This window comes from Pseudarthrobacter scleromae, assembly GCF_014644515.1.
GTDB lineage: Bacteria > Actinomycetota > Actinomycetes > Actinomycetales > Micrococcaceae > Arthrobacter > Arthrobacter scleromae.
The window spans coordinates 483509-507367 of sequence record NZ_BMKV01000002.1; the positions used below are offsets into that span (position 1 = coordinate 483509).

The 23859-nt window shown below is 67.7% G+C and carries 20 protein-coding genes; 16 read left to right on the forward strand and 4 right to left on the reverse strand.

The annotated features are described in order from the left end of the window. Nucleotides 1-223 precede the first annotated feature (223 nt). Genes IEX33_RS07110 through atzF form a run of 5 tightly spaced genes read left to right on the forward strand, consistent with a single transcriptional unit; the run spans nt 224 to nt 9001 of the window. Nucleotides 224-1726 carry an amino acid permease gene (locus tag IEX33_RS07110; RefSeq protein ID WP_188728906.1) on the forward strand — a complete coding sequence of 501 codons (1503 nt, stop codon included), beginning with the start codon at nt 224-226 and terminating at the stop codon, nt 1724-1726. 60 nt (nt 1727-1786) lie between these two features. After that, nucleotides 1787-2668 (forward strand): urea amidolyase associated protein UAAP1, encoded by an 882-nt coding sequence (locus IEX33_RS07115; protein WP_188728908.1) that lies wholly within the window; start codon nt 1787-1789, stop codon nt 2666-2668. Then, nucleotides 2665-3342: an urea amidolyase associated protein UAAP2 gene (locus IEX33_RS07120; RefSeq protein ID WP_188728909.1), complete on the forward strand. Its 678-nt coding sequence runs from the start codon at nt 2665-2667 to the stop codon at nt 3340-3342. Before IEX33_RS07115 ends, IEX33_RS07120 begins: the two co-directional genes overlap by 4 nt. Next, nucleotides 3339-7142: an urea carboxylase gene (gene uca / locus IEX33_RS07125; RefSeq protein WP_229675270.1), complete on the forward strand. Its 3804-nt coding sequence runs from the start codon at nt 3339-3341 to the stop codon at nt 7140-7142. The genes IEX33_RS07120 and uca overlap by 4 nt, the downstream gene beginning before the upstream one ends. After that, a complete protein-coding gene (atzF, locus tag IEX33_RS07130; protein ID WP_188728911.1) occupies nt 7139-9001 on the forward strand; it encodes an allophanate hydrolase in 1863 nt (620 codons plus the stop codon). The genes uca and atzF overlap by 4 nt, the downstream gene beginning before the upstream one ends. On the opposite strand, the gene IEX33_RS07135 is transcribed toward atzF, so the two are convergent. Continuing rightward, nucleotides 8998-9852, reverse strand: a complete 855-nt coding sequence (locus IEX33_RS07135; RefSeq protein WP_188728913.1) for an alpha/beta fold hydrolase — start codon at nt 9850-9852, stop codon at nt 8998-9000. The two genes, atzF and IEX33_RS07135, sit on opposite strands and share 4 nt — an antisense overlap. Nucleotides 9853-9956: 104 nt before the next feature. Here IEX33_RS07135 and lysS point away from each other — a divergent pair, with 104 nt between their 5' ends. From lysS to IEX33_RS07185, 10 genes are all read left to right on the forward strand, one after another. Continuing rightward, nucleotides 9957-11489 (forward strand): lysine--tRNA ligase, encoded by a 1533-nt coding sequence (gene lysS, locus IEX33_RS07140; protein WP_188728915.1) that lies wholly within the window; start codon nt 9957-9959, stop codon nt 11487-11489. 2 nt (nt 11490-11491) lie between these two features. Beyond that, nucleotides 11492-11671, forward strand: a complete 180-nt coding sequence (locus tag IEX33_RS07145; RefSeq protein ID WP_188728917.1) for a hypothetical protein — start codon at nt 11492-11494, stop codon at nt 11669-11671. Between the two features lie 133 nt (nt 11672-11804). After that, nucleotides 11805-12137 carry a histone-like nucleoid-structuring protein Lsr2 gene (locus IEX33_RS07150; protein ID WP_066273149.1) on the forward strand — a complete coding sequence of 111 codons (333 nt, stop codon included), beginning with the start codon at nt 11805-11807 and terminating at the stop codon, nt 12135-12137. A gap of 328 nt (nt 12138-12465) precedes the next feature. Next, nucleotides 12466-14958 (forward strand): ATP-dependent Clp protease ATP-binding subunit, encoded by a 2493-nt coding sequence (locus IEX33_RS07155; RefSeq protein ID WP_104185679.1) that lies wholly within the window; start codon nt 12466-12468, stop codon nt 14956-14958. 401 nt (nt 14959-15359) lie between these two features. Continuing rightward, entirely contained in the window at nt 15360-17483 is a 2124-nt protein-coding gene (locus IEX33_RS07160; RefSeq protein ID WP_188728919.1) for a S9 family peptidase, read from the forward strand. A 28-nt stretch (nt 17484-17511) separates the two neighbouring features. Further along, complete coding sequence (locus IEX33_RS07165; protein WP_188728920.1) at nt 17512-18021, forward strand: amino-acid N-acetyltransferase; 510 nt, start codon at nt 17512-17514, stop codon at nt 18019-18021. 243 nt (nt 18022-18264) lie between these two features. Then, nucleotides 18265-19266, forward strand: coding sequence for a dihydroxyacetone kinase subunit DhaK (gene dhaK / locus IEX33_RS07170; protein ID WP_188728922.1), 1002 nt, complete (start codon nt 18265-18267; stop codon nt 19264-19266). Nucleotides 19267-19268: 2 nt separating this feature from the next. After that, complete coding sequence (gene dhaL, locus IEX33_RS07175) at nt 19269-19901, forward strand: dihydroxyacetone kinase subunit DhaL (RefSeq protein ID WP_188728924.1); 633 nt, start codon at nt 19269-19271, stop codon at nt 19899-19901. Continuing rightward, nucleotides 19898-20590: a dihydroxyacetone kinase phosphoryl donor subunit DhaM gene (dhaM, locus tag IEX33_RS07180; protein ID WP_188728926.1), complete on the forward strand. Its 693-nt coding sequence runs from the start codon at nt 19898-19900 to the stop codon at nt 20588-20590. Before dhaL ends, dhaM begins: the two co-directional genes overlap by 4 nt. A gap of 68 nt (nt 20591-20658) precedes the next feature. Then, the gene (locus tag IEX33_RS07185) at nt 20659-20835 is read left to right on the forward strand and encodes a hypothetical protein (protein WP_188728928.1); all 177 of its coding nucleotides are present in this window, start codon (nt 20659-20661) and stop codon (nt 20833-20835) included. A gap of 58 nt (nt 20836-20893) precedes the next feature. Here the strand turns inward: IEX33_RS07185 and IEX33_RS07190 are convergent, their stop codons facing one another. The 3 genes from IEX33_RS07190 to IEX33_RS07200 form a co-directional block, all read right to left on the reverse strand. After that, the gene (locus IEX33_RS07190) at nt 20894-21382 is read right to left on the reverse strand and encodes a hypothetical protein (protein WP_188728930.1); all 489 of its coding nucleotides are present in this window, start codon (nt 21380-21382) and stop codon (nt 20894-20896) included. A 125-nt stretch (nt 21383-21507) separates the two neighbouring features. Next, a complete protein-coding gene (locus IEX33_RS07195) occupies nt 21508-21939 on the reverse strand; it encodes a DUF3592 domain-containing protein (RefSeq protein ID WP_188728932.1) in 432 nt (143 codons plus the stop codon). A gap of 58 nt (nt 21940-21997) precedes the next feature. Further along, nucleotides 21998-22816, reverse strand: coding sequence for an HhH-GPD family protein (locus tag IEX33_RS07200; RefSeq protein WP_308421965.1), 819 nt, complete (start codon nt 22814-22816; stop codon nt 21998-22000). Between the two features lie 306 nt (nt 22817-23122). Here IEX33_RS07200 and IEX33_RS07205 point away from each other — a divergent pair, with 306 nt between their 5' ends. Continuing rightward, entirely contained in the window at nt 23123-23797 is a 675-nt protein-coding gene (locus IEX33_RS07205) for a glycosyltransferase family protein (RefSeq protein WP_188728934.1), read from the forward strand. Nucleotides 23798-23859: the final 62 nt, after the last annotated feature.

A 23859-nucleotide genomic window follows, 5' to 3' on the forward strand; every position in this document is an offset into this window, starting at 1 on the left:
TGCATTGCCTCACCACGGATGCGGAGCGGCCTCGCGCGCCCGCGTTGGCGGTGAGGGAACGGAAATACTGCCGAAACAAGATGTCAATCCGCCTTTTACAGAGGTGAAACTCCCCGGGGACATCCCGCTGGAAAACTATCAAGTGACCGGTATTCCGCAGCTTTCGGCCGAGTGCTGCAGTACCGGCGGCCCCCGCCACGCATCCCAGCCCCCGGAGAATCTGATGACCTCAACCGTTCTTCCCACCGTCCATGCGGACGATGCGGACCTGACGTCCCTGGGCTACCAGCCCACCCTCCACCGCAAACTCGGCCGCTACGCCTCCTTCGCGGCCGGCTTTTCCTTCGTGTCCATCCTGACCACCATCTTCCAGCTGTTCGCTTTCGGCTACTCGTTTGCCGGTCCGGCCTTCTTCTGGACGTGGCCGGTGGTCCTGGTGGGCCAGCTGCTCGTGGCCCTGAACTTCGCGGAGCTCGCTGCCCGCTACCCGCTGTCAGGAGCGGTGTACCAGTGGGCGCGCCGGGTCGGCGGGGAAGGCGTGGGCTGGTTCGCAGGCTGGTTCATGGCCATCGCCCAGGTGGTGACCGCTGCAGCCGCCGCCATCGCCCTCCAGGTTGTACTGCCCCAGCTTTGGGACGGCTTCCAGGTGGTGGGCGGCGATCCTGCCTTGAACACCGTCACCGGCGCCGCCAATGCAGTGATCCTCGGAGCCGTCCTCCTGGTGGCCACCACGGTCATCAACTCGCTCGGCGTCAAGCTCATGGCCCACGTGAACTCGGTTGGTGTCACCTGCGAGATCGTCGGCGTCGTGGCCGTGATCCTTGCCCTCATCAGCGCCGCCCAGCGCGGACCGGACGTGGTGGCGGACACCACCGTGCTCCAGACATCCGACCTCGGCGCGGTGGGAGCCTTCCTGGTCTCGGGCCTGATGGCCGCCTACGTGATGGTGGGCTTCAACTCCGCCGGGGAGCTCTCGGAAGAAACCAAGGACCCCCGCCGCACCGCCCCGCGCACCATCCTTTCCGCCCTGCTCATCTCGGGCATCGGCGGGGCGCTCATGATCATCACGGCCCTGATGGCAGCGCCGAGCCTCGACGACGGCCGGCTCGCCACCGAGGGCCTGCCCTACGTCCTCACCGCAGTCCTGGGCACCTTCTGGGGCAAGGTCCTGCTGGTGGATGTCGCCATCGCCATCTTCGTCTGCACCCTCGCCATCCAGACCGCCGGCTCGCGCCTGGTGTTCTCCATGGCACGGGACGGCAAGCTCCCCGCGTCCGCCCTGCTGTCCACGGTCCACCCCACCCGGGGCACCCCTATGTGGCCGTCGATCATCATCGGCGCCCTGGCCGTGGGCGTCCTCGCCATCAACGTGGGCAACGCGGCACTGTTCACCACCCTCTGCAGCGTCTGCATCGTGATGGTCTACCTGGCCTACCTCCTGGTCACCGTGCCGCAGCTCATCAACCGCCTTCGCGGCGACTGGAACCGGGTGGGGCAGACCCTGCCCGCCGGCCTCTTCTCCCTGGGCCGCTGGGGACTCCCCGTCAACATCCTCGCCGTCCTCTACGGGGCCGTGATGGTGGTCAACCTCGCCTGGCCGCGGCCCGAGGTCTACGACCCCTCCGGTGAAAACGGGCTCCTCCTCTACTCGGCACCGCTGATGGTCACGGTGGTCCTGCTCCTGGGCATCTGGGTGCGGCGCCGGAACCTCGCGGCCAGCGCCTGAGCCCCTCCAGAACCAGCACATTTCAGAACCAGCACGCTTCAGAACCAGCACAGGACAGACATGACACAAGTTACCGAAAGCCCGGCAACGGGGACCGCCACCACCGCAGGCGCCCGCGCCCACGCCAGGGAGCAGCACGGCAGGACCGCCGAAACCATGCGCTTCGTGCCCGCCTCCGCAGCCCCGGCACGCCTGACGGAAGGACTGCCGGACGGCGCAGCGGCGAAGCTCTCCTGGACGGAATCCCTGGCCTTTGGCCGCTACACCACGCTGAGCCTGGCCCGCGGAACAAGGATCCGGCTCACCGATACCTCCGGTGACGCCTGCGTCCACACCCTTCTCTACCGCGCGGGAGCCCTTCACGAGCGCCTCAACGTGGCGGACACCGTCAAGGTCCCCTGGCAGGCGTACCCCGGCACGGGTCACCCGCTGCTCTCCGACGCCGGGCGCCTGATGGCCACCATCGTGGCGGACACCTCCTCCCGGCACGACGCCCTGACCGGCGCCACCACCCTGGAAGGAAACACGGCCCGGTACGGTGCCGGAACCGCCCACAGTACATCCCCCGCAGCCCGCGAACTGCTCACCCTGGGCGCACTCAAGAGCGGGCTGGGACCCGCCGACGTGGCCCCGTCGCTGTCCTTCTTCAAGGGCATCAGCGTGGACCCTGCCGGCAGCATCACCTTCACCGGAAGCGCCAGCCCGGGAGCCGCCGTCGAACTCCTGCTCCAGATGGACGCAGTCCTGGTGCTGGCCAACACCGCGCACCCGCTGGACCCCCGCCCGGACTTCACCGGCACCGCAGTGGACATCGCCGCCTGGCACGCGCCGCAGGACCTTGCGGCCCTTGGGGCGGGCACCCTCACCGGCGCCCTGCCCCCTGAACACCTGCAGGCACTGCAGAACACCGAACACGACCTGACCGCGAGGAACGCCCAATGAACACTGCCACCTACGCCGCTCCCGCCGCCGATGCCCGTGAAGCAGCCCTTACCGTCGGAGACGTTGTCCTTGACGAATACGTCGAGGCACGCGGCCCCTGGTCCGCCGTCGTGGCCGCCGGGGACGTGCTGACCATCGTTGACCTGGAAGGCAATCAGGCAGTGGACTGCCTGCTGTACGCTGCCCGGGACACCACCGTGCGCTACTCGGCCGCCGTCACCATCGCACGGCAGCAATCGATCGTCCTCACCACGGGGTCGGTCCTGCGCGCGGAAACCGGCGCGCCGCTCATGACCGTGGTGTCCGACGAGGTGGGCGTGCACGACACCATCGGCGGCGCCTGCTCGCAGGAGTCCAACACCCTCCGCTACGGCCAGCACACCCGGGAACAGCACGCCTGCGTGGAGAACTTCCTGATCGAGGGCTCACGCTGGGGCCTCGGGAAGCGGGACCTGGTGTCCAACATCAACTGGTTCATGAACGTGCCCGTGGACCCGGACGGCGCCCTGGGCATTGTGGACGGCCTCTCCGCTCCCGGGAAACGCGTGGCTCTCAGGGCAGAGGTGGACACCCTGGTCCTGGTGTCCAACTGCCCGCAGATCAACAACCCGTGCAACGGCTTCAACCCCACCCCTGTCCGCATGATCGTCACCCGGCCGGAGGCTGCACTGTGAGTACTTTCGACACCCTTCTAGTTGCCAACCGCGGCGAAATCGCCTGCCGCATCATCGAATCCGCCCGGAAGCTGGGGCTGCGGACCGTCGCCGTCTTCTCCGAGGCGGACAGGGGAGCAAAGCACGTCCGGCTGGCCGACGAAGCCGTGCTCCTGGGGCCGGCCCCCGCGAAGGAGTCCTACCTCCGCGTGGACGCCCTGCTGGACGCGGCCCGGTCCACCGGGGCCGGCGCCATCCACCCCGGCTACGGCTTCCTCTCCGAGGACGCCGCGTTCGCCGAAGCCGTTGAGGCGGCCGGCCTGGTGTTTGTGGGACCCACCGCTGAACAGCTGCGCATCTTCGGCACCAAGCACACTGCGCGCGACGCCGCCAAAGCCGCGGGGGTGCCCATGATCGCCGGATCCGGCCTGCTCGCCGACGTGGAGCAGGCGGTTGCCGCGGGCGCCGCCATCGGTTTCCCGCTGATGCTCAAGGCCACCGGCGGCGGCGGGGGCATCGGCATGACGGTCTGCCGTGACGAGGCCGAACTTGCGGAGAGCTTCCCGCGCGTGGCCCGCCTGGCCGGGGCGAGCTTCGGCACCGCCGGTGTGTTCGCTGAGCGGTACGTTGAAAACGCCCGGCACATCGAGGTGCAGGTCTTTGGCGACGGCGCCGGCCGGGTGGTCAGCCTGGGCGACCGGGACTGCTCCCTCCAGCGCCGCCACCAGAAGGTCCTCGAAGAGGCACCCGCGCCGGACCTGCCGGACGCACTGCGCGAAGAACTGCACCGCAGCTCCCGTGCACTGTGCGCCTCCCTTAACTACCGTTCCGCCGGGACCGTGGAGTTCGTCTACGACTCCGCCCGCCGCGAAGCGTCCTTCCTTGAGGTCAACGCACGCCTCCAGGTGGAGCACCCGGTCACCGAGGCGGTCACCGGCGTGGACCTGGTGGAATGGATGCTCCGCCTGGCCCAGGGCGGCACTGAAGCGGAAGCGGTCCTGGCGGACCGGCCGGACAGCCTGCCCGTGTCCGGCCATGCCGTTGAGGCGCGCGTTTACGCCGAGGACCCGGCCCGCGGTTTCCAGCCCAGCGCCGGCACCGTGACCAACGCCGTCTACCCCTCCTCCGGGGATGTCCGCGTGGACGCCTGGGCCGAAACCGGCACCGAAGTTTCCACCAATTACGATCCCCTCCTGGGCAAGGTCATCACGTCCGGCCGGGACCGGACCGAGGCCTTCGACCGGCTGGCCGCCGCGCTCGCCGGCACCCGGATCGACGGGATCGAGACCAACCTCGGGATGCTCCGTGCGGCCACCGGCCTGGACGTGGTCCGCACGGTGCAGCACTCCACCAGCACGCTGGACAACGTGGGCGACCCCGAACCCCGCATCACCGTGGGCAGGCCGGGCCTGCAGACCAGCGTCCAGGACTGGCCGGGCCGCACCGGCCTGTGGCAGATCGGCGTGCCGCCGAGCGGCCCCATGGACGACCTGTCCTTCAGGCTCGGAAACACCGCGCTGGGCAACCCCGAGGGCGCGCCCGGCCTGGAATTCACCATGACCGGCCCCTCCCTGACCTTCACGCACCCCACCACGGTCTGCGTCACCGGCGCGGAGGTAACCGTCACCGTGGACGGACAAGAGGTGCCCGCGTGGACGCCGGTGACCGTGCCGGCAGGCGGAACACTCGACGCCGGCACGGCCTCCGGCGCCGGGCTCAGGGGATACATCCTGTTCCAGGGCGGCCTGGACATCCCGCAGTACCTGGGCAGCGCCTCCACCTTCACCCTGGGCCAGTTCGGCGGCCACGCCGGGCGGGTCCTGCGCGCCGGCGACGTCCTCCGCACAGCAGCGCCTGCCGCTGGCGGCGGCAGCGAAAAAATGACGGCGGCGGCAGTCCCCGTGGACAGCCGGCCCGCCCTGGCCTCGACCTGGGAGCTTGCCGTGACGGAGGGGCCGCACGGTGCCCCCGAGTTTTTCCGGCGCGAGGATATCGACGAGCTCTACGCGTCCGAGTACGAGGTCCACTTCAACTCCGCCCGCACCGGTGTGCGGCTCATCGGCCCCAAGCCGCGCTGGGCACGCACCGACGGCGGCGAGGCTGGACTGCACCCGTCCAACATCCACGACACTGCCTATTCAGTCGGCGCGCTGGACTTCACCGGTGACACGCCCATCCTGCTCGGACCGGACGGTCCCAGCCTCGGCGGGTTCGTCTGCCCGGTCACCGTGGTGACGGCCGAGCGCTGGAAGCTGGGCCAGCTTCGGCCAGGCGACAAAGTCAGGTTCGTTCCCGTCAGTGTCAGCCAGGCGCCGTCGGCCAGTGACCTTGGCCCGGGCCGCCAGCTGGTCCTGCCCGGCGACGCCGGATGGTCCGGCACTTTCCCGCCAAGCCTTCCAGCAGCCGCGCCTGCACCGGGCGCCGGCCGTCCCGAACGTACGGCGCGGGGAGACGGCGACGACGGCGTGCTGGGCCGGGTGCCGGAAGGCCCAGGAAGGCCTGCGGTCACCTACCGGCGGTCCGGCGATGACAACCTGCTGGTGGAATACGGGGAGATGGTCCTGGACCTCGGCCTCCGTGCCAGGGTGCACGCCCTGCACCAGCACATTGAGCAGCTCCGCGTGCCCGGGATCGTGGACCTGACCCCGGGAATCCGTTCCCTGCAGATCAAGGTGGACCCGTCGGTCCTCGCCACGAGGAAACTGCTGGGACTCGTCCGGGAGATCGAGGCAGCCCTGCCGGCGAGCTCGGAGCTCGTGGTTCCGAGCCGCGCCGTCCGCCTGCCGCTGTCCTGGGACGACCCCGCCACCCGGGAAGCGATTGAGCGCTACATGGCGGGTGTCCGGGATGATGCCCCGTGGTGCCCCTGGAACATCGAGTTCATCCGGCGGATCAACGGCCTGGATTCGGTCAACGACGTGTTCGACACCGTCTTCAACGCCGAATACCTGGTCCTCGGGCTGGGGGACGTGTACCTTGGCGCCCCCGTGGCAACCCCGCTGGATCCGCGCCACCGGCTGGTCACCACCAAATACAACCCCGCCCGCACCTGGACACCCGAGAACGCGGTGGGCATTGGCGGCGCGTACATGTGCATTTACGGCATGGAGGGCCCGGGCGGCTACCAGTTCGTTGGCCGCACCACGCAGGTATGGTCGCGCTACGCGGACTCCGCCCCGTTCGAACCGGGTTCGCCGTGGCTGCTGCGCTTCTTCGACCGCATCTCCTGGTACCCGGTCAGCCCGGAGGAACTCCTGGACCTGCGGGCGGACATGGCCGCCGGGAGGGGCCGCGGTGTCGAGGTCGAGGACGGCACCTTCTCGCTGGCCGAGCACGAGGTGTTCCTCGAGGAAAACCGCGAATCGATTGCCGCCTTCCGGGACAAGCAGGGTGCGGCGTTCGCGGTGGAGCGGCAGGCATGGGCAGACGCCGGCGAGTTCGACCGCGCGGAGGCTCTTGCCGCCGTCGTGTCGCCGGTTGTGGACGACGTGGCGGTCCCGGACGGCGGATCCCTGGTGGCCGCACCGTTCGCGGCGAGCGTCTGGAAGGTCGACGTCAAGGCCGGGGACCGGGTGGTGCAGGGCCAGCCGCTGGTGTCCCTCGAAGCGATGAAGATGGAAACCGTGCTCGAAGCGCCGTGTGACGGCGTGGTGCTCCGGGTCCTGCCGGCCGCTGGCTCGCAGGTAGTTGCGGGCGAGGCCGTGGTGGTTCTCGGCGCCGGGGACGCGGAAACACAGTACCCGGAAACACAGTACCCGGAAACACAGAACCCGGAAACGCAGGAAGTGGAAGCCCCTGAACTGGAAGAGGCAACAGTATGACCGGCACAACTACGGGTAAGGCCGCCGCACGGGTACGGGCCGCCCTTGCCGCAGTGGACGCGGTGGACCGTCCGGAAATCTGGATCACCCTCCGCGGGGCGGATGAGCTGCTCACCGAAGCCGCCGCCATCGACACCGCCGTTGCAGGGGGCGCAAACCTGCCCCTCGCCGGGCTCCTGCTCGCCGTCAAGAACAACGTTGACGTGGCTGGCATCCCCACCACGGCGGCGTGCCCCGGCTTTGCGTACACGCCGGAACAGGACGCGGAAGCCGTGGCCCGGCTCCGTGCCGCCGGCGCGCTGGTCCTGGGCGCCACCAACCTTGACCAGTTCGCCACGGGCCTGGTGGGCACGCGGAGCCCGCACGGCGCGGTCCGCGATTCCCGCCGCCGGGACTTCATTTCCGGGGGCTCCAGCTCCGGCTCCGCGGTTGCCGTGGCACTGGGCCTGGTGGACATCGCCATCGGCACGGACACCGCCGGCTCGGGCCGCGTGCCCGCCGGACTGCAGGGAATCGTGGGCATCAAACCGACGCTGGACGTTGTGTCCACGGCCGGGGTAGTGCCGGCCTGCCGGTCCTGGGACGCCGTCACCATCTTTGCCCGCCACCTTTCCACCGCAGAGCTGGCCATGGGCGTCATGGCCGGGGGAGCGCGGGCCTGGCCGGCCGGCATCCGCTTGGCCGCGCCGGAGAAGCCGCGGGTAGCGTACCCGGCAAGCCTGCCGGCGCTGCCCGAATCCTGGGCTGCGGAGTTCCACCGGAACATCGGCCGCCTGCAGGAGCTGGGCGTGGAAGCGGAAGCCATCGACTTCGATGCCTTCCTCGACGCTGCCCGGCTGCTGTACGACGGCGGCCTGGTGGCCGAGCGCTACGCCGCCGTCGGCGCATTCCTTGACAACGGATTCCTTGAAAAGGCCGACGGCGGCGCTGGCACCCCGGCGGGCGTCGATCCCACGGTGGAGGGCATCATCCGGGCAGCGGGCAGGGTGCCTGCCCACCGGTACGTGGCTGATTTGGCCAGGCTGGAAGCTCTGAAGGACACGGCGATGGCACAGCTGGAAGGGTTTGATGCGCTGCTGATCCCCACCGCCCCGTTCCACCCCACCCTTGCCGAGGTGGCCGCGGACCCGGTGGGAGTGAACTCGCTGATGGGGACCTACACCAACTTCTGCAACCTGTTCGACCTGTGCGCGGTGGCGGTGCCCGCCGGTGAAGTGGAGGGTGCCCAGTTCGGCCTGACCGTGGTGGGCCGGACCTTCGACGACGCCGTCGCCGCCGATATTGCGCGCCGGCTCGAATCAACCCCGGACGTTCCGGCGCTCTTTGCCGGCGGCGCCGCACCGGCAGCGGCGGATGAAGCCGCCCACCCGCCGTCGTCCGCTCCCTGGCCGCTGGCCGCAGGCGCTGACGCTGTGCCGCTCGTTGTGGTGGGCGCGCACCGCAAGGGGCAGCCGCTGGCGCCCCAGCTCGAGGAACTGGGCGCCGCCTGGGACGGCCCGGTGCGGACAGCGGCGCGCTACCGCATGGTGTCCCTCGACACCGTGCCGCCCAAGCCGGGGGTATACCGCTCGGACCGCGGCGGCGCGGAGCTGGTGGGTGAACGGTGGCTGGTGTCCCCGGCGGGACTCGGCGCGTTCCTGGCTGCCCTGCCCGAACCCATGCTGCTCGGATCCATCGAACTCGCGGACGGGTCGACGGCGGTCGGGTTCGCCTGCGACGCTGTTGCTGCTGCAGGCGGGGAGGACATCACGCGCTACGGTGACTGGCTGGCAGACCGCAGCGGGGGGCGCGCGCCCAGGAGCGTCTGGCAGAACCTGGGAGAGGCGGCCCTGGCCGGATTCAGCCGTGGCCGTGACTAGCCCTTGAAGTACTCCGAGATGTCCGCCACCAGCTCATTCACGGCTGCCGGGATGGAGCCGTGGAACCCTTTGGGGGAGAGCTCGAACGTGCTGCCGGGGACGGCGGCGTGCAGCCGCTCCGCAGTCGCCTTGTAGTAGCTCGGGCTCTTGCCGCCCGCCATGAAGTGGGTGTTGGCAGGCAGCACACTGAAGTCCCTGGCGTGGTCCGCCTCTTTGTACGCGGCACGCAGCTCGCCCACGCCGCTGGGCATGACCTCGCGGAACATCCTGTTGACCTTGGTCCGGGACAGCAAGGCCATGAGCCCGGCAAGGACCGGCTCAGGGATCCGCGCCATCGGCGAACCCGGGCTCGTGGCACGCTTCATGTGTGCCAGGGCGTGGCCCACCCGGCCGTTGTTGACGGCGTCCTCGAATCCGGACAGCCAGGAGGTGTCGATGCTGCCGTCAATGTTCACGGCGGCGTCGTATACCGCGAGCTTGTCCGGCACGTAGGTGGTCCCGGTGAACTCCTGGACGGCGTTCAGGGCCACGGACCCGCCCAGGCTGTGGCCCAGGATGTTCCGTGCACCTGTGGCGTCCAGGACGGTGCGCACGTCTGCGATCTCGGTGGCCATGGAGTAGTCGGCCGGCTGCCCGGACGAGCTGCCGCGGCCCCGGCGGTCGTAGACGTCCACGGCCCAGCCTTCGCCCAGGCCCTTTGCCAGCGCCACGGAAAACGGCCGGTAGATCAGGGCAGTCAGGAAGGCCCCGCCGATCAGCAGCACACGGCGTTCTCCCGGCGCATCCTCGGTGCCGTAGCTGTACAAAGCCAGCCGGCCGCCGTCGTGCGTTGGAAGTACCTGTTCTTTCACCACCCCATCCTAGGCAGGACAGCGAAGGTACCCGGGGCACGCCCGGGGCCGGGCGGTTTGCGTCCGAATCCGGGGTCCCCGAAGTCCCGGTAAACTTGGGGATTGTGACTTCCCAAAACACCCCCGCGCCCAAGAACGCCCCAGAGCCGCTCGACGCCAGCGAGCAGATGCGGATCCGCATGGAGAAGCGCGCCAAACTCATCGAGCGCGGCTCCGAGGCGTACCCGGTAGGTGTGGAGCGGACGCACTCCCTCGCCGAGGTCCGCGAAAAGTACGCCCACCTCGAGGCGGACGACACCACCGGCGACATTGTCGGCGTCACCGGACGCGTCGTTTTTGTCCGCAACACCGGAAAGCTGTGCTTCGCCACCCTCCAGGAAGGCGGAACCGACGGCAAGGGCACCCGGCTCCAGGCCATGCTCAGCCTCGCCAACGTGGGTGAGGAAGCGCTCGCCGACTGGAAGGCCCTGGTTGACCTGGGCGACCACGTGTTCATCAAGGGCGAGGTCATCTCCTCCCGCCGCGGCGAGCTCTCCGTCATGGCGGACTCCTGGTCCATGGCCTCCAAGGCCCTCCGCCCGCTGCCGGTGCTGCACGCGGAACTGAACGAGGAGACGCGCGTCCGCCAGCGCTACGTGGACCTGATGGTCCGCGATGAAGCCCGCGAAATGGTTTACACCCGCGCAGCCATCACCCGCTCCATCCGCGAAACCCTTTTCCGCCACAGCTACGTGGAGGTGGAAACCCCCATCCTGAACCTGGTCCACGGCGGTGCCCTGGCGCGCCCGTTCGAGACCCACATGAACGCCTTCGACCAGAAGATGACCCTGCGCATCGCCACCGAGCTCTACCTCAAGCGTGCCGTGGTGGGTGGGATCGACCGCGTCTACGACATGGGCCGCGTGTTCCGCAACGAGGGCGTGGACTCCACCCACAGCCCCGAGTTCACCACCCTTGAGTGCTACGAGGCGTGGGCTGACCAGTTCGTCATGGCCGAGCGCATCAAGGAGATCATCCTCGACGCCGCTGACGCCGTGGGAGCCGGACGCGTCCTCCAGACCGAGGCGGGGGAGATCAACCTCGACGGCGACTGGGCCTGGCTTGCGGTGTACCCGGGTCTTTCCGACGCCGTTGGCCAGGAAGTCACGCCGGAGACGCCACTTGAGGTGCTTCGCGGGATCGCCGAAAAGCACGAGGTCAAGGTGGACCCCAAGTGGGACGCCGAGAAGCTGGCAGTTGAGCTGTTCGGCGAGATCGTGGAGCCAACGCTGCTGAACCCCACGTTCGTTTACGACTACCCGCCCTCCGCCCAGCCGCTGGCCCGCCCGCACCGGGAGGACGGCCGGCTGATCGAGGCCTGGGACCTCATCATCGGGGGCATGGAACGCGGCACTGCATTCTCCGAGCTGATCGACCCCGTCATCCAGCGTGAACGGCTTACCGAGCAGTCGCGCCACGCCGCGGCCGGTGACGACGAGGCCATGCAGCTGGACGAGGACTTCCTGCGCGCGCTCGAGTACGGCGCTCCTCCCATGGGTGGAATCGGCCTGGGCATCGACCGCCTGGTCATGCTGTTCACCGGCGCCGGAATCCGCGAAACCATCCTCTTCCCGCTCCTCAAGCCGGAAGGGCACTGACCATGGAATACGTGGCCGTCCTTCTCCCGTCCATTGTGGTGGGCCTGCTTTTCTGGTTTGCCATGAAATCGATCTTCAACGCGGACAAGGCCGAGCGCCAGGCCGAGGCCCAGGCCCAGGCCGAAGCTGATGGCCGGACTGCGGGACCCGTCGACCGGACTGACCCGGAATCGAATAGATAAACCCCACACTTTTCCCCCAATATCCACAGGAACCATTCAGTACTTTGACGCGTTGCCATAAAAAGAGTCATACTTTTTAGGAAACATCCTGCTTTTCTGAAAACCGAACCCTTTCCATAAGGAAGTCTTTTAAATGGCACAGAAAGTAAACATCATCCTCGTTGATGATCTGGATGGGGGATCCGCAGACGAGAATGTGAAGTTTGGCCTTGACGGGGTCAACTACGAGATTGACCTTTCGGCGTCAAACGCCGCCGAGCTCCGCTCTTCGCTTGAGCGGTTTGTTGCAGCCGCACGGAAATCCTCCGGTGGCGGCCGGGCCGTCCGAACCAAAGCAGCAGCCAGTGGCCGCAGCCACGATTCTGCCCAAATACGGCAGTGGGCGCGTGAAAACGGCTACACGGTTAACAGCCGCGGCCGAATTCAGGCCGAAATCCAGGAAGCCTACCAAAAGGCAAATTCCTAGTTCCGCCCAAGGCTCCGTAAGCCCTGCTTCCCAACAACGGGGAAGCGGGGCTTTTTCGGTTCCCTGGCTTCACCACGCTTTGCCTGCGGGGCCGGGCATTTCGGATTTAGCAGCCTCCGTGGCACAAACGCGGGAAGTGGCGCCGGTTAAGGATGCTGTACCCGGCAGCAGGCACCGGCAGGGACGTGTCAAAGCCGGCAGAAGCGCCCGCGGAGGCCCCGCCGTCGTATTCCCGAGGCCACCACGGTTTCCCCTGTGGCGAACACGCTCCACAACCAGAGGCCAGCCACGTAGCATCAAAGTACGTCGTAGCTAGGAGTGTGGCGAAATGTTTGAGCGATTTACGGACCGTGCCCGTCGCGTAGTTGTGCTTGCCCAAGAAGAGGCACGCATGCTGAACCACAATTACATCGGTACCGAACACATCCTCTTGGGTCTGATCCATGAGGGTGAGGGTGTTGCCGCCAAAGCTCTTGAGTCTTTGAGCATTTCGCTCGACGGCGTTCGCGAGCAGGTGCAGGAGATCATCGGGCAGGGCCAGCAGGCGCCGTCCGGCCACATCCCCTTCACCCCCCGTGCCAAGAAGGTGCTGGAGCTCTCGCTGCGCGAAGCCCTCCAGCTGGGCCACAACTACATCGGCACGGAGCACATCCTGCTGGGCCTCATCCGCGAGGGTGAGGGCGTTGCCGCCCAGGTGCTGGTCAAGCTCGGCGCCGACCTGAACAGGGTCCGCCAGCAGGTCATCCAGCTCCTTTCGGGCTACCAGGGCAAGGAGACCACCGGCGCAGGCGTCGGCTCCGGCCAGCCCGAGGGCGCGCCTGCAGGATCCGTCGTCCTGGACCAGTTCGGCCGTAACCTCACCCAGGCTGCGCGCGAAAACAAGCTGGACCCGGTCATCGGGCGCGAGCAGGAGATGGAACGCGTCATGCAGGTCCTCTCCCGCCGTACCAAGAACAACCCGGTCCTGATCGGCGAGCCGGGCGTCGGCAAGACGGCCGTCGTCGAGGGCCTTGCCCAGGCGATTGTCCGCGGCGACGTCCCCGAGACCATCAAGGACAAGCAGCTCTACACCCTGGACCTCGGTTCGCTGGTGGCAGGCTCGCGCTACCGCGGTGACTTCGAAGAGCGCCTGAAGAAGGTCCTCAAGGAAATCCGCACCCGCGGCGACATCATCCTCTTCATCGACGAGATCCACACCCTGGTGGGTGCGGGTGCCGCCGAGGGAGCCATCGACGCTGCCTCGATCCTGAAGCCCATGCTGGCCCGTGGCGAGCTGCAGACCATCGGTGCCACCACACTGGATGAGTACCGCAAGCACATCGAAAAGGATGCCGCCCTGGAGCGCCGCTTCCAGCCGATCCAGGTCAAGGAACCCTCCGTGGCACACGCCATCGAGATCCTCAAGGGCCTGCGTGACCGCTACGAGGCGCACCACCGCGTCACCATCACCGACGGCGCACTGGCCTCTGCTGCCAGCCTCGCCGAGCGCTACATCTCTGACCGCTTCCTGCCGGACAAGGCGATCGACCTGATCGACGAGGCCGGCGCCCGGCTGCGCATCCGCCGCATGACCGCTCCGCCGGAGCTCAAGGCCATGGACGAGCGCATCGCCAAGCTGAAGATGGAAAAGGAGTCCGCGATTGACGCGCAGGACTTCGAAGGTGCAGCTGCGCTCCGTGACAAAGAGCAGAAGATGATCACCGAGCGCGCCGAGAAGGAGCGCCACTGGAAGTCCGGCGGCATGGACGACATCTCCGAGGTGGATGAGGACCTCATCGCCGAGGTGCTGGCCAACTCCACCGGCATCCCCGTGTTCAAGCTGACCGAGGAAGAATCCTCGCGCCTGCTGAAAATGGAAGACGAACTGCACAAGCGCGTCGTCGGCCAGAACGAGGCCATCAAGGCCCTGTCCCAGGCCATCCGCCGCACCCGTGCAGGGCTCAAGGACCCCAAGCGTCCCGGCGGCTCGTTCATCTTCGCCGGCCCCACCGGCGTCGGCAAGACCGAACTCGCCAAGGCACTCGCGGAGTTCCTGTTCGGTGAAGAGGACGCCCTCATCACGCTGGACATGTCCGAGTACTCCGAGAAGCACACCGTCTCGCGGCTCTTCGGTGCCCCTCCGGGCTACGTCGGCTACGAGGAAGGCGGCCAGCTGACCGAGAAGGTCCGGCGCCGTCCGTTCTCCGTAGTGCTGTTCGACGAAGTGGAGAAGGCCCACGCGGACCTCTTCAACTCGCTGCTGCAGATTCTGGAAGACGGCCGCCTTACCGACTCCCAGGGCCGCGTGGTGGACTTCAAGAACACCGTGATCATCATGACCACCAACCTCGGCACCCGGGACATCTCCAAGAGTGTGGCCACCGGCTTCCAGTCCGGCACCGACACGCAGACCGGCTACAACCGCATGCGCGCCCGTGTCACTGAGGAACTCAAGCAGCACTTCCGCCCCGAGTTCCTGAACCGTGTGGATGACGTTGTGGTGTTCCCGCAGCTCACCCAGGACGAGATCATCGAGATCGTGGACCTGTTCGTCACCCGGCTGGAGAAGCGCCTCAAGGACAAGGACATGGGCATCGAGCTCACGCCCGCGGCCAAGGTGCTCCTCGCCACCCGCGGCTACGATCCCGCCATGGGTGCCCGGCCGCTGCGCCGCACCATCCAGCGCGAGATCGAGGACCAGCTCTCCGAGAAGATCCTGTTCGGCGAGATCCACGCCGGCGACATCGTCGTCGTGGACGTGGAAGGCGAAGGCGACGACGCGAAGTTCACGTTCGCAGGCAACGCCAAGCCGCGCATCCCGGAAATCGCCCCGAGCGTCTAGTTTCCAGAGTCAAAGCCCCGCCACTCCACCAGGAGCGGCGGGGCTTTCGCGTTGCCCTCCGTCCCGTCAAAGCGTTGGCATCCGGCGGTCACGGGTTACCACGCTGCGGCACCGGAGTCATTTGCCGCTTGCTGCTCCTCCGTCGCTTTGACGCAAGCTACACAAATGACCCCGGCCCCTCCGCTTCACACGAAGGCGCGCCGCCCGCAGGTGGCGGCGGTCAGGCATTTGTGTAGTCGCCGTCAAAGCGAGGAACGAGCAGGCGCCGGCAAATGTCTCGGCCGACGGCGCCAAGCCAGCCAGGCACCCCTCGGCCCACGAAGTGACGGATGTGCCGCCGTCGTTTCCGCCGGTAGTGAAGTGGTTGTGACGGGGGGCACAACTCGGGTTGAATCGGGGGCATGGCTAACTTGGAACCGGCGATCCCGGATGAGCAACCTTTGACCCCTTTTCATGATCTGGACCATTACCTGTCCATCCCGCGGGTAAGCGGGCTGGCTTTGAGCCCCGACGGCCGGCGGCTGGTCACTACCGTGGCCACCCTGAACGGCAAGGGCACCGAATTCGCCACGGCGCTGTGGGAGCTTGATCCCGCAGGGCAGAAGCAGGCGCGCCGGATCACCCGCAGTGCCAAAGGCGAGGCCGGGGCGGCATTCGCAGCCAACGGCGATGTCTACTTCACGTCGGCCCGGCCGGACCCGGACAGCCCGGAAGGCGACCCCGTGAACGCCCTGTGGCTGCTTCCTGCGGATGGCGGCGAGGCCCGGGTGGTGCTGAACCGGCCCGGCGGGGTGGGCGCTGTGATGACGGCCAAAGCGGCGGACGCCACGTTTGTTGTTGCGGAAGTCCTGGCAGGCTCGGCCGATGAAGACGACGACGCCGAACGCCGCAAGTCCCGCAAGGACAACAAAGTCTCCGCCATCCTGCACAGCGAGTACCCGGTCCGTTACTGGGATGCGGACCTTGGCCCCGGCCAGCCGCGTATCTTCGCCGTCGAACAGGGACCCGACAAAGCGCACGGCAAGCCCGCCACCGTGGACGCCGCGGCGCCGCTGGTCCTGCGGAACCTCACCCCGGACGCCGGGCCCAGGCTCCGCGAAGCGGAAACGGCCGTCAGCCCCGACGGCAGGACCATTTACGCGAGCTACACCAGGCCCCTGGCCAAAGCGGACAGCCGGTCCATCCTGGTGGCCGTGGACGTGGCGTCCGGCAGCACCAAGGTGCTCCTGGATGAGGAAGGCATGAGCTACTTCCCCGGGCCCGTCAGCCCGGACGGCAGCACCCTGGCAGTGGTCAGCGAAAGCGACACCACGCCGCACCAGGCACCGCAGGTCAAGCTCCATCTGCTGGATGTCTCCGGGGCTGACGGCGACACTCCGGGCGGCCTTACCCCCGTAGCGCACGACTGGGACCGGTGGCCCAGGCCCGCCGCCTGGCTTCCTGACGGGTCCGCCCTCTTGGCAACAGCGGACGACGACGGTGCGTCGCCGGTTTTCCGGATCAGTGTCCCCGCCGCTTCGGCTGAAGTTGGCGTCACCCGGGTGACGGAGGACGCCGCGGCTTACACCGACGTCGTGGTCTCTCCGGACGGACGCAGCGCCTACGCGCTCCGGAGTTCGTATGAGTTCCCGCCCGAACCGGTCCGCATCGACCTCCAGACCGGCGAGACCACGCGCCTGCCCGCCCCGGCGGAGCGTCCCGTCCGCCCCGGCAGGCTGGAACGCATCGCGGCGACGGCGGCTGACGGGTCCCGGGTCCCGGCCTACCTTGCGCTGCCGGAGGGCGCATCCGCGGAGTCCCCGGCGCCGATGCTGCTGTGGATCCATGGCGGGCCGCTGGGCTCGTGGAATGCCTGGACCTGGCGCTGGAACCCCTGGCTGCTGACAGCCAAGGGCTATGCGGTGCTGCTCCCTGACCCGGCGCTCTCCACCGGCTACGGCCAGGCCCACATCCAGCGCGGCTGGGGAACATGGGGCAAGGCTCCGTTCACCGACCTCATGGCGGTGACCGACGCCGCCGTCGAACGCCCTGACATTGACGCTGGCCGCACCGCTGCCATGGGAGGCTCCTTTGGCGGCTACATGGCCAACTGGGTGGCAGGGCAGACGGTCAGGTTCAAAGCCATCGTGACCCATGCCAGCCTGTGGGCCCTGGACCAGTTCGGCCCCACGACGGATGCCTCGCAGTACTGGCTGAAGGAAATGACCGAGGACATGGCGCTGGAGAACTCGCCGCACCGCCATGTGGAAAACATCAGCACGCCCATGCTGGTGATCCACGGGGACAAGGACTACCGGGTACCCATCAGTGAGGGATTGCGCCTCTGGTACGAGCTGCTGTCCAAATCGAAACTGGCCGCGGACCAGGACGGGCAGACGCCGCACCGGTTCCTGTACTTCCCGGACGAGAACCACTGGGTGCTGCAGCCGCAGCATGCAAAAGTCTGGTACCAGGTGGTGGAGCAGTTCCTGGCCAAGAATGTCCTGGACCAGGAGCTGCCCCTGCCGGCCGAACTGGGACTCTGAGCTCCTGGCCACCTCGTAGGATGGCTCTGTGACTGAGTCCTTCCATATCCGCCCTGCCCGCACCAGCGATGTGTCCGCCATCAAGAAACTGGTGGCGCCGCTGGCGGACCAGCGGATATTGATGGCCAAGGAAACTGTGGCCTACTACGAAAGCCTGCAGGAATTCCGCATCGCAGAGTCCAGCGACGGCGAGGTCATCGGCTGTGGAGCGCTGCACGTGATGTGGGAGGACCTCGCGGAAGTCCGCACCCTGGCCGCGTCCGAGGACTGGCGCGGCAAGGGCGTGGGGCACGTGCTGGTGGAGAGCCTGCTCGAGGAAGCGCGCGCCCTGGGCGTGGCCCGCGTCTTTTGCCTGACGTTCGAGGTGGACTTTTTCAGGCGCCACGGCTTCGAAGTGATGGCTGACCAGTCAGCAGTGGACCCCGTGGTGTACTCCGAGCTCCTGCGCTCGCATGACGAGGGCGTCGCCGAGTTCCTGGACCTTGCCAGGGTCAAGCCCAACACGCTTGGCAACACCCGGATGATCCGGGCGCTCTAGGACCCGCCCCAAGAATCGGTTGCAGCCGCCTGACCTGCGCATACTTGTTTTATTCGAATTGATGGATAAACTATGTGTGGCCGGGTTGGGGGACCCAAGGGAAGGGACAGTCATTGGGGGCTGTCCCTTTTCTGCGTCTAAAGGACGGACCGCCGGGCGGCATCCGGGAACCTACCGCTGCCGGGCCTGCCGGTAGTAGGGTCAAGGTGACATTCTCCAGGAAGCAGAGCCAGGAGCACCGCCATGAAAAAACTCATCAATGATCCCCGGGCCGTAGTCGAAGAATCAGTACAGGGCTTCGGCCTGGCCTACCCCAATCTGGTTACCGTCAGCACAGACCCCACCTACATCACCCGCAAGGACGCGCCGGTGGGCGGCAAGGTGGGGCTGGTCTCCGGAGGAGGCAGCGGGCATGAACCGCTGCACGCCGGCTTCGTGGGGCTGGGAATGCTCGACGCCGCTGTGCCGGGGGCGGTGTTCACCTCACCGACGCCGGACCAGATCCTTCCGGCGACCCTCGCGGCCAACTCAGGAGCCGGCGTCGTCCATATCGTGAAGAACTACACCGGTGACGTTTTGAACTTTGAAACGGCGGCCGAACTCGCGGAGGCTGAGGGCGTCAGCGTCCGCACCGTCCTTGTCAATGACGACGTCGCCGTTGAGGACTCCCTGTACACGGCCGGGCGCCGCGGCGTGGGCGGAACCGTGCTGGTGGAGAAGCTTGCCGGCGCCGCCGCGGAGAGGGGCGATGACCTGGACGCGGTGGCGGCGGTCGGTGAACGCGTCAACGCCAACGTCCGCACCATGGGTGTGGCGCTGTCCGCATGCACCGTCCCGCACGCGGGCACCCCCAGCTTCGACCTGGCCGAAGACGAGATCGAGATCGGCATCGGCATCCACGGTGAGCCCGGCCGGCACCGGATCCCCATGGAGAACGCCGACGGCATCACGGACCGCCTGCTGGAACCTGTCCTTTCCGATCTGGGAATCACGTCGGGGGACAGGGTCCTCCTGTTCGTCAACGGCATGGGCGGCACGCCGCTGAGCGAGCTGTACATCGTCTACCGGCGGGCGGCGCAGGTCCTCGCGGACCGTGGTGCCACGGTGGACCGTTCTCTGGTGGGCAACTACATCACCGCCCTGGAAATGCAGGGCTGCTCCATCTCGGTCCTGAGGCTGGACGGTGAGCTCACCGAACTGTGGGACGCGCCGGTGCACACGGCCGCGCTCCGCTGGGGCGTGTAACCGTGGCGCTTGATGTCACCTGGGCGGTGAAGTGGCTGACCCTGTCCGCCCAGGCTATGGCCGAGCACCGGGTGGAGCTGATCGAACTCGACCGGGCGATCGGGGATTCGGACCACGGGGAAAACATGGACCGGGGCTTCCAGGCTGTCCTGGACAAGCTGGCTGAGGCCCCGCCGCAGACCCCCGGTGCCGCCCTGAAGCTGACAGCCATGACCCTGATGTCAAAGGTCGGCGGGGCGGCCGGGCCGCTCTACGGCACAGCTTTCCTCCGTGCGGCAGCATCCTTGGGTGACGCGGCCGAAATAGAACCCGCAGCCTGGGCGGGCGCCCTTGCCGCTGCCCGCGACGGCATCGTGGCGCGCGGGAAGGCCGAGTCCGGGGACAAGACAATGGTGGATGCCTGGACGCCGGCCGTGGACGCTGCCCGGAAAGCCGCGCTGGACGGCAACGGTGATGTCCTCACCGTCCTGGTGGCGGCGGCCGAGGCTGCCGAAGCGGGCGCCGTTGCCACCGACCCCATGGTGGCGCGGAAGGGCCGCGCGAGCTACCTCGGGGAGCGCAGCGCAGGGCACAGGGACCCCGGCGCAGCCTCTTCCGCCCTGATCCTCCGCGCAGCCGTGGGGGCCGCTGCGTGACCGTCAGACTCGTGGTGGTATCCCATAGCGAAAAAATTGCCGACGGCGCCGCGGAGCTTGCCGCGCAAATGGCGCCCGACGTCCTGGTTCTGACAGCCGGTGGCACCACCGACGGAAGGATCGGCACCAGCCTGGAGAAAGTCCTGGCCGCCCTGGACAAGGCGGGCAGCGGCGGCACCGTCATCCTCACTGACCTGGGGTCGGCCGTGATGACCGCCGAATCCGCGCTCGAGTTCGCTGAAGACCCGGAGGCCATGGTGCTGGCGGACGCGCCGCTGGTGGAGGGGCTCGTGGCAGCTGCGGTCGCAGCGCAGGGCGGCGCGGACATGCAGGCGGTGAAGCGGGCAGCCGAGTCCGTGGGCGGTCCCGTCCGCCATCCGGATGACTCCCCGCTGAGTGCTGTTGGCGCAGGGCCGGCCACCGGAAAGGGGCCGGACTTCACGGGCGACTTTGAACTGGTCAACCAGGCCGGGATGCACGCCCGCCCGGCTGCGAAGATAGCCGGCGGGCTGTCCGCGCTGGATGCGGAAGTGACGGTCAACGGGGTGGACGGCGCGTCCATGACGGGACTCATGACGCTGGCTGCCGGCAAGGGGTCCGTGCTGCATGTGGAAGCCTGGGGCGCCGACGCGGAACGGGCAGTGAACTACGTGGGCGGGCTGGTGCAGGCAGGATTCGGGGAGCCGTAGCCTCCGTTCGGTGTCCGGCCGGTGTGTTCCCGCAGGCAGCGGCCCATCCTGCGAATAAGCTCGATGCCATGGAACGGCCCCAGCTCGAAGACAGCCCCGCAGAAATTGAAGTACTGGAAGGTCAAACGTCCGTGGAGGAGCTGCTGGCTGATCTTGGGTTCGAATGGCGGCACAGCACTCCGGCACACGATGCTGCACCCGCGACCGCCGGCGGCGAAGCGTTCGGGCAGCCTGCGCTGTTCTGAGCCACACTGTCCTGAACCACACTGTCCTGAACCACACTGTCCTGAACCGCACCGCGGCTCAGTCCTGCTGGCGCAGCCCTTCGGCGTCCAGTACCACCGCAGCGGTGATGAACCGGCCGCACTGTTCGCCAAACGGATAGTCCCCCCGAGGACGGAACTCGACACTGCGGACGGGCAGTGCCGTCCCGTCCGGTGCGGTTCCCGACGCCGTGACCGTCATGGGGGATTCGGTGAGCGCCTGCAGCATCAGCACCGCGTCCTTGCTGCCGTTCGGAGATGCGGTGGCTGAGCAGACGCCGTTGGTGCAGCCCTGGTCGATGGACGAGTTTCCCGGCCTGAGTTCCACGCTGTCCTCCGTGCACTCGCCGTCCTGGCAGGCCTCAAGGTGCAGGCCTGCCACCTGCTCCGCGTAGCTGGCAGGGATCGTGACCGAGACGGCCGTGGCCTGGGCGATGGCAGGGCAGGGCACCGCGCCGGGGCCGGGACCGCAGGCCGTGGCGAGTCCCGCCGTCGTCATCAAAGCCAAAAGCAGCCCGTGCCTGCGCATACTTCAGCGTAGGACGCCGTGGCCGGAGTATCCCGGGCCCAACCCAAGTGATGCCCGCATTGTTATGCCCGGGGCAGCTGTGACGGCCAAACGGAGACCGGTATAAAAATACACAAGGCCCCGCGTCAGTCCACAGGGAAAATGCTGATGAACCACAGGGAAGCGAGGGCGAAAACCGCGAAGAAGGGGACGATGCACCCCAGCGTTGACCGGGGCCTGGAGGAAACCTGCCGCGACTCGTTGGGATTGGCGGGGTTGTAGGCCACCTCGATTGGGGCGCCCGGCACCGGTTGGCTGGCCAAGGGGACCTCTGATTCGCCGGCAAACAATGTTCCCTGCGGGTCCGTGAACTGGTACATGGGAAAGAAGCGCCGGCTCCGGCTGGATCCGCCGCCGCCATTGGTCCAGCCCGCAACGCTGCCGGTGACGGTGGCCTGCACCTTGGTCCATGATGCGGCCTGCTGCTCATCCCGCTTCGTGGTGCGCACGGCCCGGAGCACTGCGAACACCGCTGCGATGACGAACAGCACCCACACGATGTACAGGATCATCTTCATGGCTTCCCCCTGGTTCCCCGTTTCAAGAAAAGTATGCCAGCCAGCGCATACTTTCCGCTCACCCAGGAAGCCGGTAGCCGCCGTCGTGCATCTCCGCCAAACCGTCGGCAAGCAGGCCCGCCAGCGCCCGCTCCAGCTGTTCCGGCGCCGAGTTGAGCCGGTGCAGGGCGGCCAGCGGCACGCCGATTCCCGTCGGTGCAAAACCCAGGTCCGCTGGCTCGCGGAAGAACATGTCCGGCGGCACCGGAGTTTCGGCCTGCCGGAGCACGGCGACCACGGCGCCGCGGACCTGGCGGTCCGTGCCGTGCCACGCCTGCCCCTTGGGGACGTAGGACGGCGGCGGCTCGCCTGCAGCGCGCCAGGCGCAGAGGTCGCTGACCGGACAGGCGGCGCACTTGGGTGCCCGGGCAGTGCACACGAGCGCCCCCAGCTCCATGACCGCAGCGTTCCACCGCACGGAAGAACCGTCGTCGGCCGGAAGGAGAGAAGCGGCCAGCCGCATCTCCGCCGCGGTGAGGGCAGGGGCCGGCAGCGCAGTACCGGAAACCAGGCGGGCATGGACCCGCCTGATATTGGTGTCCACCACGGTCTCCCGCCGGCCGTAGGCGAAGGAAGCCACGGCGGCCGCCGTATAGCCGCCCACGCCGGGGAGCGCCAGCAGTTCGGGGTACGTGTCCGGGACCTTGCCGTTATGGTCCTGGGCAATGGCTGCTGCAGCAGCGTGCAGCCTCAGTGCCCTGCGCGGATATCCCAGCCGGCCCCAGGCACGCACTGCTTCCCCTGCGGGTTCTCCAGCCAGGGCCGCGGGGGTGGGCCAGCGTTTCAGCCATTCGTGCCACACCGGCAGCACCCGGACAACGGGCGTTTGCTGCAGCATAATCTCGCTGACCAGAATGCCCCAGGGCGGACACGCGGGCTCGCGCCAGGGTAGGTCGCGGGCGGTTTCGCTGAACCAGCCATTGATTCGCCCGTGCAGACGGTCAAGGCCGGCTGCGGTCCCGGCAGCACATGCAGGACCTGCAGGATCGGCAGGGTGCGAGGAAACGGCGGTGGAGGATTCAGTGTCGATGCCAACACTGTAATGGATGTGTTTGGGAGGGCTGAAACGGGATGTGACCAGAGCGTCGGCGGCACGGCGGCGTGGTGGGTGAACAGAAACGGGCCGGTTCTCTAGCCTAGGAGGATGGGCAGGCAAGGCGAATCATCTCCACATGGCAGGGCACCGGCATCCGGTTCCACTGCCGTCCGCAAGCCGAGCGCGGCAGTCTACCGCCGTCGTCGGCTGTTCCTTGGCGGGGCGCTCCTGTTGATCATTGCGCTGGTCAGCAGCTTCGCCGTCGCCGGTGCCTTCAGCGGCAAGCCGGAGCAGGCCTCGTCCACGGCGAACGCGGCATCTGCAGAACCTGCGGCAGGGGCTTCACCGTCGCCGTCTGAACCTGCGCCGACGCCCACACCGTCAGCCACCCCCGGCTGCAACCAGAACCTGGTGACCGTTTCCGGGTCCACTGACAAGGCGGCGTATGGGCCTGGCGAAAACCCTATGCTGACGCTCAAGGTGACCAACGGCGGCACCATGCCCTGCGAAGTCAACATCGGAACATCTCAGATGGAGTTCCTGGTGACGAGCGGCGCGGACCGGATCTTCTCCTCACGGGACTGCCAGGCCAGGAGCGAGGACCTGGTGAAGGTCATTGCGCCAGGAGCCAGCGAGACCGCCAACTTCCCCTGGTCCCGCACCCGGAGCGTGGAGGGTTGCCAGCCCATCGAAGCCAAACCGGGCGGTGGCGGTGCGTACTACATTTTCACGGCGAAGCTCGGGTCCAAGGCCAGCCCCAAGGCTGTCTTCCAGCTCAACTAGCATCGATTGCTCCGTAAATGCCGTTTTCAGCCTCCAAAACGACGTTTACGGAGCAATCGAGG